Annotated in this window: 12 protein-coding genes and 1 tRNA gene; 2 read left to right on the top strand and 11 right to left on the bottom strand. The window is 64.8% G+C overall.

The annotated features are described in order from the left end of the window. Window positions 1-14: 14 nt before the first annotated feature. From PVT67_RS14080 to PVT67_RS14070, 3 genes are all read right to left on the bottom strand, one after another. Window positions 15-611, bottom strand: coding sequence for a TetR/AcrR family transcriptional regulator (locus PVT67_RS14080; RefSeq protein ID WP_301494571.1), 597 nt, complete (start codon window positions 609-611; stop codon window positions 15-17). Window positions 612-717: 106 nt separating this feature from the next. Further along, complete coding sequence (locus tag PVT67_RS14075) at window positions 718-1,776, bottom strand: PLP-dependent cysteine synthase family protein (protein ID WP_301494569.1); 1,059 nt, start codon at window positions 1,774-1,776, stop codon at window positions 718-720. Between the two features lie 64 nt (window positions 1,777-1,840). Further along, complete coding sequence (locus tag PVT67_RS14070) at window positions 1,841-2,941, bottom strand: glycosyltransferase family 9 protein (RefSeq protein ID WP_301494567.1); 1,101 nt, start codon at window positions 2,939-2,941, stop codon at window positions 1,841-1,843. Between the two features lie 291 nt (window positions 2,942-3,232). Between PVT67_RS14070 and fusA the strand changes: the two genes are divergently transcribed. Both fusA and PVT67_RS14060 read left to right on the top strand, forming a co-directional pair. Beyond that, entirely contained in the window at window positions 3,233-5,332 is a 2,100-nt protein-coding gene (fusA, locus tag PVT67_RS14065; protein ID WP_301494565.1) for an elongation factor G, read from the top strand. A 101-nt stretch (window positions 5,333-5,433) separates the two neighbouring features. Then, a complete protein-coding gene (locus PVT67_RS14060; RefSeq protein WP_301494563.1) occupies window positions 5,434-6,237 on the top strand; it encodes a hypothetical protein in 804 nt (267 codons plus the stop codon). 58 nt (window positions 6,238-6,295) lie between these two features. Here PVT67_RS14060 and PVT67_RS14055 read toward each other — a convergent pair whose 3' ends face one another. The 8 genes from PVT67_RS14055 to PVT67_RS14020 all read right to left on the bottom strand — a co-directional run bounded on the left by PVT67_RS14055 (window position 6,296) and on the right by PVT67_RS14020 (window position 13,030). Continuing rightward, window positions 6,296-7,030: an outer membrane lipoprotein-sorting protein gene (locus PVT67_RS14055; RefSeq protein ID WP_301494561.1), complete on the bottom strand. Its 735-nt coding sequence runs from the start codon at window positions 7,028-7,030 to the stop codon at window positions 6,296-6,298. Further along, entirely contained in the window at window positions 7,023-8,234 is a 1,212-nt protein-coding gene (locus PVT67_RS14050) for an ABC transporter permease (protein WP_301494559.1), read from the bottom strand. Before PVT67_RS14050 ends, PVT67_RS14055 begins: the two co-directional genes overlap by 8 nt. A 19-nt stretch (window positions 8,235-8,253) precedes the next feature. Then, window positions 8,254-8,946, bottom strand: coding sequence for an ABC transporter ATP-binding protein (locus tag PVT67_RS14045; RefSeq protein ID WP_301494557.1), 693 nt, complete (start codon window positions 8,944-8,946; stop codon window positions 8,254-8,256). Window positions 8,947-8,948: 2 nt separating this feature from the next. Then, the gene (locus tag PVT67_RS14040; RefSeq protein ID WP_301494555.1) at window positions 8,949-9,584 is read right to left on the bottom strand and encodes a hypothetical protein; all 636 of its coding nucleotides are present in this window, start codon (window positions 9,582-9,584) and stop codon (window positions 8,949-8,951) included. Window positions 9,585-9,741: 157 nt separating this feature from the next. Beyond that, window positions 9,742-10,548, bottom strand: coding sequence for a LytR/AlgR family response regulator transcription factor (locus PVT67_RS14035; protein WP_301494552.1), 807 nt, complete (start codon window positions 10,546-10,548; stop codon window positions 9,742-9,744). Continuing rightward, window positions 10,532-11,551 carry a sensor histidine kinase gene (locus PVT67_RS14030; RefSeq protein ID WP_301494550.1) on the bottom strand — a complete coding sequence of 340 codons (1,020 nt, stop codon included), beginning with the start codon at window positions 11,549-11,551 and terminating at the stop codon, window positions 10,532-10,534. The genes PVT67_RS14035 and PVT67_RS14030 overlap by 17 nt, the downstream gene beginning before the upstream one ends. Window positions 11,552-11,560: 9 nt before the next feature. Continuing rightward, window positions 11,561-12,733 carry a hypothetical protein gene (locus tag PVT67_RS14025; protein WP_301494547.1) on the bottom strand — a complete coding sequence of 391 codons (1,173 nt, stop codon included), beginning with the start codon at window positions 12,731-12,733 and terminating at the stop codon, window positions 11,561-11,563. A 220-nt stretch (window positions 12,734-12,953) separates the two neighbouring features. Next, window positions 12,954-13,030 (bottom strand) — tRNA-Ile (locus PVT67_RS14020). Window positions 13,031-13,099: the final 69 nt, after the last annotated feature.

The following is a 13,099-nucleotide window of genomic DNA, read 5'->3' as shown; positions in this document are numbered from 1 at the left end:
CGGTGCGGCCCGGTTCAGTCTTGGCCCAAGAGGCGCCTGGTGGTGGCCAGGGCCGCCAGCATGGGCTCGCGGCTGTGGCTGACCTTGGCCAGCATGCTGGCCCCCAGCCACAGCTGGTAGAGGGAGGCGGCCAGTACCTGGGCATCGCCGCCCTGGGGGATGGAGCCGTCGGCAAAGCCCGCTGCCAGGCTGCCGGCCAGGCGCGCCACTATGGCGCTGGTGCCCTTGTCCAGCACGGTGCGCATGGCCTCGGAAAGATCGCTGACCTCGGCCCCCAGTTTCACGGCCAGGCATTTGCTCTCCGGGTCGCCACTGGCCTGGGTGTCCAGCCAGTGCTGCCAGTAGGCCATCAGCCGCTGGGCGGCCGGCTTGCTGTCGTCGTCCAGCAGGGTGCCCAGGGCCTTGAGGTAGTCGCAGAAGTAGCGGTCAAGCAGGGCGACGCCGAAGGCCTCCTTGGAGCCGAAGTAGTGGTAGAAGGAGCCCTTGGGGACGCCGGCGGCGGAGAGGATCTCGTTGAGGCCGACGGCGGAAAAGCCCTTCTGGCCCATGATCCGCTGGGCGGTATCGAGGATCTGGGTCTTGACGTCTTGGCTGGGGGGTATGGCGTTCATGGCGGTATCTTAGTCTTGATTAGACCGGTCGTCTAGTGGTGTTTTTATGGCCAGGCCCCTGGCTTTGGGCAGGGCATTGTAGGCCAAGGCTGGCCGGCTTTCGAGGCTAGAGCCCCTGGCCGCTTTGCCAGAACAGGCGCAGCCGCTCCAGCCAGGGGGCGACGTCCAGGCCCTGGGCCTGGCGCCAATCCGGGTCGTAGTAGGTGTTGAGGTAACGCTCCCCCTGGTCGCAGATGAGGGTGGCGATGGAGCCTTCCTGGCCGGCATCGGCCATGGCCTTCATCTTCACCAGGGCGCCGTAGAAATTGGTGCCCGAGCTGCCCCCCACCTTGCGGCCCAGCAGCTCTTCGAGCAGCAGCATGGCGGCCAGGCTGGCCTCGTCCGGCACCCTGAGCATCTCGTCGATGACGTCGGGCATGAAGCTCGGCTCCAGGTGGGGCCGGCCTATGCCTTCGATGCGCGAGCCTTTGGTGCGCACCCCTGGGTCCCGGCTCTGGTAGTAGTCGAAGAAGGCGGAGTTTTCCGGGTCCACCACCAGCAGGCGGCTGTCCATGCGGGCGTAGCGGATATGGCGGCCCAGGGTGGCCGAGGTGCCGCCGGTGCCGGCGCTCATCACCAGCCAGTGGGGCTCGGGATGGGGCTCGTGGGCCATCTGATTGAAGAGGGTCTCGGCGATGTTGTTGTTGCCCCGCCAGTCGGTGGCCCGCTCGGCATGGGTGAACTGGTCCACGAAATGGCCGCCGGTCTCGGCCGCCAGGCGGTGGGACTCGGCGTTGATGTCGGCCGGGCAATCCACCAGGTGGCAGCGGCCGCCGTAGAACGCGAGCTTGGCGATCTTCTCTCTTGAGGTGCCCTTGGGGATGACGGCGATAAAGGGCAGGCCCAGCAGCCGGGCGAAGTAGGCCTCGGAGACGGCGGTGGAGCCGCTGGAGGCTTCGATGATGGTCTTGCCCTCCGTTATCCAGCCGTTGCAGAGGCCGTAGAGGAAGAGGGAGCGGGCCAGGCGGTGCTTGAGGCTGCCGGTGGGGTGGCTGGACTCGTCCTTGAGGTAGAGCTGGATGCCGGGGAAGGCCGGGCTGTCCAGCTTCAGCAGGTGGGTGTCGGCGCTGCGCTGGAAGTCGGCCTCTATCTTGTGGATGGCCTCGCTGACCCAGGGTCTTGGCATGGCTGGTCTCGGTAAGGGGAGCTTACCGATACTGTAGGCGCAGTTGCCCCGCCGGTCACCCGGATCAGGCGCTGGCCGGCAGCGCCTCTTGCCGCGGCTGGCGGGCCAGCTCCTCGGCGATAAGGCCGGCCAGCCTCGGCCAGTCGTCGTCGCCCTGGAACCAGAGGTTATGGCAGTTTGTCCCCAGGCAGCCGAAGATGGCCGGATCCGTCTCGTTGAAGAGGCCAAAGCAGCGGGCCCCGGCGGCGTCCGCCAGGTGCAGGGGGCCGGTGTCGGCGCAGATGAAGCCGTCCATGGCCGCCAGGGTGGCGCCCAGCTGGCGAAAATCGCGGCATTGGAAGTGGCTGCCCTTGTCCAGCAGCGGCGCCGGGATGTCGGGGCTCAGGATCTCCACCCATTGCACCGGCAAGGGCAGCTGCCGCTCCACCTCGGCCAGCAGGGCCTGCCACTGTGCATCTGCTATCTGCTTGCTGCCGCGGGCGCCTCGGAAGAAGGCCAACTGGACCTGGGCCTTGGGGCAGCGCAACTGCCTGGCGTTGGCGGTGCCGGCCAGCTGCTCCCCAGCAGACAAGGCCAAGTGGTGATCAGGAGCGGCGACGTCACAGCCCAGGGCCCCCAGCAGCGGCAGGGACGCCAGGGCGGCATGCAGGCCCTGGGGCGGCACTGAGACGGACTGGGGGAAGACGATATGGCGCTGGCCATGCTGGCGGGCGGCCTTGTTGCGGCCATGGATAAAGGCGGCCAGGCAGGTGTCGGTGGCGGAGCTGTAGGGCATCAGCAGCAGGTCGTAGCGCTGTTTGCGCAGATCCCGCAGCAGAGGCACCAGCGACCAGAGGCGGCGCAGGGACAGCCTGGAGCTGTAGATGTGGTTCAGCCCCAGGCCCTCGAAGAGGCTGGCCTGCCAGGGTTGGTGGAGCAGCAGGTCTACCTGGGCGCCGGGGTAGTTGCGCTGGACTTGGCGTACGAAGGGGATCAGGAACAGCATGTTGCCGATGCGCTTGTTGCTGCGCAGTATCAGCACCTTCTTGACCTCGGCCGGCTCGAGGGGTTGCTGGCTGGACTGGGAACAGCGGGCCAGCAGTTTGAGCAGCAGGGCTTCCAGGGCATCGTCCTTGCTGCGGCGGGCCTTGTCGAATTGGCGCAGGTAGCTTTTTAGTTTTTTCATTATGGTGCCTGTCTTTGAGCCTCGGGCAGCCGGGGAGTGCGGCGGCCAGCAAGGGGCAGACTAGGGCGGTACCATTAATGAAAGCTTAAATATGTGGGGGACTTTGTCGTTTCTTTGTGCAAGGCCGGCACGCGGCGCCCCTGGCGGGCAGCTATAGTCAGAGCCGGGTGGCAGTTAAACACGGCCACCCGTCAGGTTGGTGCTGAACCTGGCCAGAGTCGCCGGGTTTGCGCTCCCCAAAAGGGCCGGCACCGCCATGAGGAGTCCCCAGTCCCTGGCCAGGAGCAGCCCATGACCCGCAGCATTCCCATAGCCCGCTACCGCAATATCGGCATCAGCGCCCATATCGACGCCGGCAAGACTACCACCACGGAGCGCATCCTCTTCTACACGGGGATCAGCCACAAGATTGGGGAAGTGCACGAGGGCACGGCCGTCATGGACTGGATGGCCCAGGAGCAGGAGCGGGGCATCACCATCACCTCGGCGGCCACCACCACGGCCTGGAAGGGCATGGCCGGCAATTTCGAAGAGCACCGCATCAACATCATCGACACCCCCGGCCATGTGGACTTCACCATAGAGGTGGAGCGCTCCATGCGGGTGCTGGACGGCGCCGTCATGGTCTATGACGCCGTCGGCGGCGTCCAGCCCCAGTCCGAGACCGTCTGGCGCCAGGCCAACAAGTACGCGGTGCCGCGCATCGCCTTCGTCAACAAGATGGACAGGGTGGGCGCCGATTTCCTGCGGGTGGAAAAGCAGATCCGCGAGCGCCTCAAGGGCCTGGCCGTGCCCATCCAATTGCCTTTGGGGGCCGAGGACGACTTCCACGGCGTGGTGGATCTGGTGAAGATGCGGGCCATCCTCTGGGACGACGCCAGCATGGGCACCACCTTCAGCTACGAGGACATCCCAGCCGCGCTGATGCCCCTGGCCAGGGAATGGCGCGAGCACATGGTGGAGGCCGCCGCCGAAGGCTCGGCCGAGCTCCTGGACAAGTACCTGGGCGGCGAGGAGTTGAGCGAAGAGGAAATCAAGCGCGGCTTGCGGGCCAGGACCCTGCGCAACGAGATAGTGCCGATGCTGGCCGGCAGCGCCTACAAGAACCGCGGCGTGCAGGCGCTCTTGGACGCCGTGGTGGAATACCTGCCGTCGCCGGCGGACGTGCCGGCCATCAAAGGCCATGACGAGAAGGACAACGAGATAGAGCGCCACCCCACGGACGACGAGCCCTTCTCGGCCCTGGCTTTCAAGATAATGACCGATCCCTTCGTCGGCCAGCTCACCTTCTTTAGGGTCTATTCCGGCATCGCCAATGCCGGCGAAGCCGTCTACAACCCCACCAAGGGCCAGAAGGAGCGGCTGGGGCGCATCCTGCAGATGCACGCCAACGACCGCAAGGAAATCAAGGAGGTCCATGCCGGCGACATCGCCGCCGCCGTCGGCCTCAAGGGGGTCACTACGGGGGACACCCTCTGCGACATCAACAATCCCATCATCCTCGAGAAGATGAATTTCCCCGAGCCCGTCATCTCCCAGGCCATAGAGCCCAGGACCAAGGCCGACCAGGAGAAGATGGGCCTGGCCCTGGGCCGCCTGGCCCAGGAGGACCCGTCCTTTAGGGTGCGCAGCGACGAAGAATCCGGCCAGACCATCATCTCCGGCATGGGCGAGCTGCACCTGGAGATCCTGGTGGACCGCCTCAAGCGCGAATTCGGCGTCGAGGCCAGCGTCGGCCGGCCCCAGGTGGCCTACCGGGAGACGGTGCGCCAGGCGGTGGCCGACGTCGAAGGCAAGTTCGTCAAGCAGACCGGCGGCCGCGGCCAGTACGGCCATGTGGTGATCCGCCTCGAGCCCCAGGAGGAGGGCAAAGGCTATGCCTTCCTCGACGAGGTCAAGGGCGGGGTGGTGCCCCGGGAATTCATACCGGCGGTGGACAAGGGCATACAGGAGACCATGACCTCGGGAGTGCTGGCCGGCTACCCCGTGGTGGACGTGCGGGTGGCCCTGGTGGATGGCTCCTCCCACGACGTGGACTCCAACGAGAACGCCTTTCGCACCGCCGCCTCCATGGCCTTCAAGGAGGCCATGCGCCGGGCCCAGCCCCAGTTGCTGGAACCGCTGATGGACGTGGAGGTGGAGACCCCCGAGGAGTTCATGGGCAACGTCATCGGCGACCTCACCGCCAGGCGCGGTGCCATGCAGGGCATGGAGGATCTCCACGGCGGCGTCAAGCAGATCAGCGCCCTGGTGCCGCTGTCGGAGATGTTCGGCTACGCCACCAACCTGCGCTCCCTGACCCAGGGCCGCGCCACCTTCAGCATGGAGTTCAAGCACTATGCCCCCGCCCCCAAAGAGGTGCTGGAACAGGTGCAGGCCAAAGGCGGCTAGGCATGCCCCCGCTATCCCGACACACCGATGTTGTTGGTTTGTTAATGCGGCGGCGCTAGTATCCCTGCCGACCCAGGACTAAAAGCCCAAAAGGATTTTGGATGCCGTTATTACCCCTTGGCGCCCCCGGTGGGGCGCCCGCTTTTTTCCCGGCCTACCGCCACCTCGCCAGGCCCTTGCTGTTGCTTGCCGCCTTGCTGCTGGGGGGCTGCTTCTGGCTGTTCGACGATTCCTTCGGCTATCGCGGCCCCATCATCGTCACCGTCGAAACCCTGGACGGCAAGGTGCCCGAGCATCCCTTCGTCATCGACGTCGCCTATACCGAGGTGGGCAGTCATGGCCTGGGGGGCAAGCGGGGATACAAGCACATCAAGCTGGCCTATGCCGGCCGGCCCGTGACCTTCCCTAGGGAGCGGCTGGACCTGGCCCTGCCTAACGACGCCGCCAACATCGGCTTTCTGGTCTTTCATCCCGGTTATTTCTATAGCTACGACAGGTACGGCTTCCCCCCCAACAAGGCGGACAAGCCCTACCGCATCACCATCAAGATGCGGCCCCTGGAAATGGTGCTGGGCAAGGTGGAAAAGGAAGCCGACGCCGCCAAAGCTGAGCTGGCGACCCTGCAAGCCGGCACCGAGGCCTACCGTAAAAAGGAAGGTGAATACCAATACCTACGCTATCGCCTCGGTGACATCGTCGGGGTGCACAACGGACAGGTGAAGCGCCGTTACCTGCCCCATATCCCCGAGGCCCTGCGCCAGTCGGTTATCGATAAATACCACCCCATACTGGAAGCGCTTTATTACAGCATTCCGGAGACGGATTGCGGGATTATGGTATCTGGATGCCAAGAAGAGCTGAAAAAGAAAAAAGGGAAAAGGGAGTTCAAATACAACGGGATCTGAAGCCCTTCTCTCCTGTTTGGGTGCCGGTGTAAGAGGCGGGGCCTGGGCCCCGCCTTGTTCAGTCGGCCAGCAGCTGCTCCAGGTTGGCGCGCAGCAGGATCTGGGGGTTGAACAGCTTGTCCGGCATGGCCAGGGGCTGCACCTGCTGGTAGCGGACCACCGTCTTGCTGCCCTTCTTCATGTTGTCAGAGAGCGCCATGGCGACGACGCTGGGCTGGCCGTCCCGCTCGCCGCGCTCGAAGGTGGCGCTCTTGGCCAGCAGGCCGGAGCGCAGGTAGAGATCGGCGCTTAGGGGGAAGAGGTCGGCGGCGTCCAGGCGCAGCACTATCTTCTGGTAGCTGGCGGCGTCACTGATGGCGGTGAGGGTCAGCACCAGGCTCTGGCCTTGCGATTCCTTCTTTGCCACCTGGTACTGCTTGCTCCAGCTGAGGGTGGCGATGTCCCCCAGGGCCGCTTCCCCCAGCAGCTTCTGCATGGGGGTGATGCGGATGGGGCGGCGGCTCTTGGGCATCAGCATCCAGAAGTCATTGCCTTTCATCAGCACCTTCTGGCCGGCGTCGGCCTTGGATTTGAAGACCACCAGGGAGCGCTCGTCCGTGCCCAGGTAGACCTGGAAGAGGCGCGACTTTTCCAGCTGGTCGCCCTGGTAGAGCTCCACCTGGCAGTCCACCAGGGCGGAGCTGGCGCGCCCCCGGTATTGCTCGGCCTTTTGCAGCAGGGCCTGGTCGGCGGTGGCCGCCATTGTGGTGCCGGCCACCAGGGTCAGCAGGGCGAAAAGGGATGCTTTAAACATGGCTCAGTGCCTCCGTAATGTTCTTGGATGAACCCTTGTAGGCGGCCTTGACGGCGGCCAGTACGCAGATCAGGGTCAGGATCAGGCTGGTCAGGGCGGCCAGGGGCCAGGAAAATTCTATGGTCAGCGGGTAGCCCTTGCTGCTGCCCGGCGGGGGCGGCATCTGGATATGCAGTTGCAGCAGGGCCCAGGTCAGCAGGAAGGACAGGGCTATGCCGGCCAGGGCGCCGAGGATGCCGATGATGCAGGACTCCAGGGTGAAGTTGCGGATGGTCTCCCAGCGGTAGCCGCCCATGGCCGCGACTGTGCCTATCTCCCTGGTCCTTTCCGTGACCGTCATGCCCATGGTGTTGGAGATGGAGAAGAACACCAGCAGCACCATGACAGCCCCCAGCAGGCCGAAGATGCGGTTATAGAGGTCGCGCACCGACTGGTAATAGAAGGCCCTCTGCCACCAGGGGGTGACCAGCTGGGCGGGGAAGCGCTTGGCGTACTGGGACAGCTTGTCCGCCGTCTTATCGATATCGAACAGGTAGACGGCGAGGCTGCTGACCTTGTCGGTGTCCAGCAAGGATTTGGCGCTGGGGATATCGACATAGAGCTGGCGCTTGTCCAGGTCCGGAACCCCGGTGCTGTAGATGCCCTTCACCTCGAAGTCGAAGGCGTTGAGGGCGCCGCTGGTGGTGGTGGCCAGCAGGGTGACGAAGTCGCCGACCTTGACCTTGAGGGACTTCGCCAGGCCCTGTGCCAGCACCACCTGGGGCCTGGTCTCTTCAAAGGAGGACAGGGGCTGGCCTTGCAGCATGTCGAGGAAGGGGCCCTTGACGTGGAACTCCTGGGGCTCGACGCCGAGGCCGATGAAGATGGCCGTCTTCTCACCATTGGAGACCAGGCCGGTGAAGTTGAGCCGTGGCAGCACCGCCTTGACGTCGTCGTCCGCCAGCAGTTGGCCGCGGATACTCTCCACATCCTTGAGGCCGAATGCCATGGGCACCTCTTCTTCGTCGCTGAAGAAGCGCGGATCGCTGATGGTCAGGTTGCCCTCGTCCCGGGCGGCCTTTTCCGCCAGCGAGTGGTAGGTGAAGAGGGCGAAGCCGGCGCTGGTCATGATGGCCAGGGTGGCGATGGCGGTGACCAGCATGGTGAAGACGGAGCGGCGGGCGTTGCGCCAGACATTCAAAAACGCGAAATGTAACCAAAGCATGGGCTGTCCTCTTAGTCGGTCAGGCGCTGTGGGCCAGGGGGTGGGCGGCCAGCTCTTTGAGGTGGCCGTCGCTCAGTTCCAGCACGCGGTCGCAGCGCTCCGTCATGCGGTGGTCGTGGGTGGCGATGACGAAGGTGCTCCGGCTGCGCTGGCCCAGTTGGCGCATCAGGTCGATGACCAGGGTGGCCGTCGCCGTGTCCAGGTTGGCGGTGGGCTCGTCGGCGATCACCAGGGCCGGCTCCTTGACCAGGGCCCGGGCTATGGCGATGCGCTGCTGCTGGCCCCCCGACAGCTGGCCGGGGCGCTTCTTGGCGTGCTGGGCGAGGCCTACGGCATCGATCATCCTGGCCACCCGCTGGTAGCGCTGCTGCTTGTTAAGACCCAGCATCAGCAGGGGATACTCGATGTTCTCGAAGGCCGTCATCACGGGGATCAGGTTGTAGTGCTGGAAGATGAAACCTATCTTCTCGCGGCGAAGCCGGGTCAGGGCGGCCGGGTCCCGCGGCACCTGCTGGCCGTCCAGGAAGATGTCGCCGCTGTAGTTTGCATCCAGCAGGCCGCAGAGGTTGAGCAGGGTCGACTTGCCGCTGCCGGAGGGGCCGCAGAGGGCGACGGTGTCGCCCCTGGCGATATGGCCCTCGACCCCCTTGAGGGCCTGCACCTCGGCGTCGCCGCTTTGGTAGGACTTGGTCAGGCCGCTGAAACTCAGCATGGTCATTCCCCCTTGGCTTGGTTGAGCTGGTCTTCAAGCTGCTTGAGCTGCGCCATGTGGCGGCCCTGGGGCGCCAGGCTGGTGAGGGCCGCTATCTGCGCCTTGGCCTGCGCCGGGCGCCCGGCCTTGATGTCGGCCTCGATGGCGCACAGGTAGGCGCTGGCCTTGGCCTGGGGCGGCGCCCTGTCGAAACCGGGGGAGGCGATCAGCCCCTGGATGAGGCCATAGCCCTGGTCGAGGCGGTTGAACATCTTGGGCACCTTGATGAAGGTGCAGGCCGCCGTTGTGGTCACCCGAAAGATCTCTGCCGGTGTCGCCTTGACCTTGAGCAGGGCCAGGGACTTGTCCAAGTGGGCCATGCCCTTTTCCGCGGCCTGCATCTTCTGCCAGGGCTGGTCCTGGTAGCGGGCCGCCGCCGTCTCGCTGCTGCCCAGCAGGGCCAGGGCCAGGGCGTCGCTGCCGTCAGCTTTGACCAGCTTGCCGAGGGCCGAAATGGCTTCCTGGTTGGCCGCCTCGTCGCCGGCCAGGCCGGCCTGCTGGGTGGCCATCAGGCGCTGGGGGATCTCGATTGCCGCGGCCGGCAGGGTGAAGGCCAGGGCGGCGCCGATCAGGGTCAATTTGCCGATGAGCTGTTTCATGTCTTGTTCCTCAGTGGTTGGCTGTCTTCCATGGCCAAGAGACTAAGGGAGGCAAAAAGGCGGCGCCGGCCGAGGTGACCGAAGGCCAATAGGGGGGATGAACGGTAATGGGGGGCGACGGACGGGAATGAAAAAGGAGGCGCCTGGCCTCCTTGGCTCACATCTGCTTGAACAGCTGCTGGTAGCTGCGGCTGACGGTCAGGCGCCTGTTGCCCTGGCCTGGCTTTAAGTAGACGAAGAGGTGGCCCGAGAAGTCGCGTTCCACCTTGTGGATGCGCCCGACATTGACGATGCAGTTGCGGTGGATGCGCCAGAACTGGTCGCCGTCCAGCTGGGTCTCGAGTTGGCTGATGCTGGTCTTGATGAGGAAGTTGCCCTCGGCCGTGTTGACGGTGGTGTACTTGTCTTCCGCCAGCCAGTAGTCGACCTCGTCCACGTCTATCATCTTGACCACGCCGTCCTTGCTCGCCCTTACCCATTTCAGGCGCTCGCTGGACTGGGGCTCCTCCGCCTGGCCCGGCAGTAGGGTTTGCAGCAGGGACATCAGCTGCTGCTGCCTGGGATCGGGTTCCTGGCTTTGCCTGGCCTGGGCCAAGCGGCCCTTGAGGCGGCCTATGGTGACGGCGAGGCGCTCGTCTTCGATGGGTTTGAGCAGGTAGTCGATGGCCTCGTTCTCGAAGGCCTCGACGGCGTGCTGCTCAAAGGCGGTGGTAAAGACCACCAGCGGCATCTTGTCCAGGGAAGAGAAGCGCTTGCTGAGGCTGATGCCGTCCAGCGCCGGCATCCGGATGTCGAGGAATACCAGGTCGGGCTGGCACTGCTGCACCTGCTGCCAGGCCTGCTCGCCGTCGGCGGCCTGGGCCACTATCTCCAGCTCGGGCCAGACGTCCCCGAGCAGGTGGGCCAGGTGGCGCCTGAGCAGGGGCTCGTCATCGGCGATCAGCGCCTTATAGCCTTGTGACATTGAGGGGAACCTCCAAGTAAACCTGGACGCCGTGCTCCAGGTGATCCAGCGAAAACAGGGCCTGGTCGCCATAGAGCCGGGCGAGTCGCTCCCGGGTGTTGTTGACGCCTATCTTGTGGCCCTTGTGGTGACTCTGCTGCCCCTCTGGGCAGCTGTTGAAGAGGCTGATCTGCAGCTTGTCGGCGCTTGAGGCGATGCTGAGCCGCAGCTCGCCGCCGTCCTTGAGCGGCTCTATGCCGTGGACTATGGCGTTCTCGATCAGGGGTTGCAGCAGCATGGGGGGGAAGAGGATGCTCCCCGGCAGCTGATCAGGAATATCGAAGGTCGCCCTGAGCCGCTCGCCCAGGCGGATCTGCTGGACGGCCAGGTAGGCCTCGTTGAATTTCAGCTCCTGCTCCAGGGTCAGCCATTCGTCGCGGGTCCGGGTCAGGCTCTGGCGGAGCAGGGCGGTGAGGGCGCTCAGCATCTTGCTGGCGGTCTTGGGCTCCAGGGCGATCAGCGCCTGGATATTGGCCAGGGTGTTGAACAGGAAATGGGGCTCTATCTGCGACTGCAGCAGGCGCAGCTTGGTCTCCAGCAGTTCCTTGTCCTGCTTGACGCGCTCCAGTTCGGCCCTGTCCAGGGCCTGTTGCAGGGCGTGGGATTGTTCGCTGCGGTAAAAGAGGTAGCTGATGGCCAGGGCGATGAGGGCGCAGACCAGGATGATGCCCAGGTAGCGGTCCGGCGCTATATGGACGTCGCCGGGCAGGTACAGCTCCAGCAGCACCAGGGGCACCAGGCAGGAGACGAGGGCGGCGATAAGGAACTGGAGCGCCGGCGCCATGGCTGGGAAGCTGGCCGCCAGGAGGCGCCTGCCGTAACGCACCGTGAAGCCCATGCCGAGGGCTATGGCCAGGGACAGCCCCAGGCTTGCCGACCAGCCGATGAAATACAGGGTCCAGCCGATCACCAGGCAGACGGCGGTCAGCCGCAGGTCCTTCTTGTTGTCGTCACTCAGTCGCACTTTCCATCCTTAGAAAACCAGTTCGACACCCAGGTAGTAGGTGGTCTCGAAATCGAGCTGGCGGTAGACGCTGTCGGCCGCGCCCAGGTAATGCTTGGCGCCCAACTCCAGCTTGTCGCCGGACGCAAAGTAGTAACAGACTTTGCCGTGAATTGATAACCCTTTATCGATGGGATCCAACAACATAGTGAGCTCGGGGCGCCAGTGCTCGCCGCTGCTCCTGAGGTGCAGCATCAGGGTGTTGCGAAAGAGGTTCTGGCTGGCAAACATCTGCCGTTCGGCCATCAGCTGATAGGCCCTGAAGGGGCTGGCTTGCCCTGGCCTTGCCAGCATCTCCTTCCAGTCCCTGTCCGACGGGGAGCGGCCGTCGTACCAGTATTCGAGGATCAGGGTCGCGCCCCAGTCGGTGCTGTAGTTCAGGCCCACCAGCCCTTGCCAGGCGCCGCGCTTGTCGGCCGACACCACAGGGTTGATAAAGGTATCGGCGGCCAGCCGCTCGGGATGGAAGTCGGCCACCTGGTAAGCCTGCTGCCAGAGCAGGGAGCCGTGGAATTCGAGCCTGTCGCTCAGCACTGTGACGGCGCTGCCGCCGAGCCGCCATTTCAGCTTGCTGTCGTAATGGGCCAGGTATTGCAGCTCCCAGCCGCCCAAGTCGCTGTAGCGGCGCAGGCCGCAGCCGTTGCCTTGTGGCTGCCGGCCGGGCGCATGGTAATAAGGCCGGCTTTGGTTGCAGACCCAGGTCCAGTTGCCGTCGTCATCGAAACGGTCGGCGCTCAGCTGCCAGCTACCGGGGGCTACCGAGGTGTAGAGGGCCAGGGGATCGGTGGGCGAAAACAGGTCCAGGGGGCGAAATCCGTAGCCGACGCCCCAGTCGAGCTTCTTCTTGCCGGCCGAGACAAACCAGTCATCGATGCTGAAGTCGTAGAAGAGCTCGGCCAGCTCCAGGTCGGCGTCGCTGCCGCTGCCCTGGTTTTGATACCAGGCCGTGGCCGCCAGCCCAATCCCCTGGCTCTTAACGCCGAGATCCAGGGCGGCGAACTGGCTTTGGCCGCTTTCCGCCGGGAACAGGGCGCTGCCGCTGGCCCGTTCGGCCCGCTCCTGGGCGCGCAGCCGGGTATCCCATTCCGTGGCCAAGGCACAGTGCTGAACCAGAAGCAGTAAAAGGCAGAGTCGCTTGAGCATGGTGAGGTCCCGCTATCGAAAGGACCTCCAGTGTGGGGAATAGGCCAGGGAGCTTGGCGATAGGGCGACGAGCTGCCTTTTATAGCGACGGAATGCGCCAGGGGCCGATGGTCGGCTGGGGCGGGGGCAAAGCCGAGAACGGCGGAGGCAGGTCGATGGCGCTATAGAAGGCGCCGGAAATGAAAAAAGGCCAGCGGTTTCCCGCTGGCCTTTCGTGATTTGGTGGCCCCTCCCAGACTTGAACTGGGGACCTAACGATTATGAGTCGTGTGCTCTAACCAACTGAGCTAAGGGGCCGTGGCTGGGGAGTATAAGGGGTTTGGCGCCGCCTTGTCACCACCCTGGCCTGGCTAAAAGCCAGGGGAT

It is taken from the genome of Gallaecimonas kandeliae, from assembly GCF_030450055.1.
Lineage (GTDB): Bacteria > Pseudomonadota > Gammaproteobacteria > Enterobacterales > Gallaecimonadaceae > Gallaecimonas > Gallaecimonas kandeliae.
Note: the sequence above shows the minus strand (reverse complement) of the source record. Positions and strands in the feature narration are given on the sequence as shown.

Bases quoted from the DNA above. Each gene is read 5' to 3' on its own strand.
- PVT67_RS14080 (WP_301494571.1), bottom strand. From the start codon at position 611: ATGAACGCCATACCCCCCAGCCAAGACGTCAAGACCCAGATCCTCGAT.
- PVT67_RS14075 (WP_301494569.1), bottom strand. From the start codon at position 1,776: ATGCCAAGACCCTGGGTCAGCGAGGCCATCCACAAGATAGAGGCCGAC.
- PVT67_RS14070 (WP_301494567.1), bottom strand. From the start codon at position 2,941: ATGAAAAAACTAAAAAGCTACCTGCGCCAATTCGACAAGGCCCGCCGC.
- fusA (WP_301494565.1), top strand. From the start codon at position 3,233: ATGACCCGCAGCATTCCCATAGCCCGCTACCGCAATATCGGCATCAGC.
- PVT67_RS14060 (WP_301494563.1), top strand. From the start codon at position 5,434: ATGCCGTTATTACCCCTTGGCGCCCCCGGTGGGGCGCCCGCTTTTTTC.
- PVT67_RS14055 (WP_301494561.1), bottom strand. From the start codon at position 7,030: ATGTTTAAAGCATCCCTTTTCGCCCTGCTGACCCTGGTGGCCGGCACC.
- PVT67_RS14050 (WP_301494559.1), bottom strand. From the start codon at position 8,234: ATGCTTTGGTTACATTTCGCGTTTTTGAATGTCTGGCGCAACGCCCGC.
- PVT67_RS14045 (WP_301494557.1), bottom strand. From the start codon at position 8,946: ATGCTGAGTTTCAGCGGCCTGACCAAGTCCTACCAAAGCGGCGACGCC.
- PVT67_RS14040 (WP_301494555.1), bottom strand. From the start codon at position 9,584: ATGAAACAGCTCATCGGCAAATTGACCCTGATCGGCGCCGCCCTGGCC.
- PVT67_RS14035 (WP_301494552.1), bottom strand. From the start codon at position 10,548: ATGTCACAAGGCTATAAGGCGCTGATCGCCGATGACGAGCCCCTGCTC.
- PVT67_RS14025 (WP_301494547.1), bottom strand. From the start codon at position 12,733: ATGCTCAAGCGACTCTGCCTTTTACTGCTTCTGGTTCAGCACTGTGCC.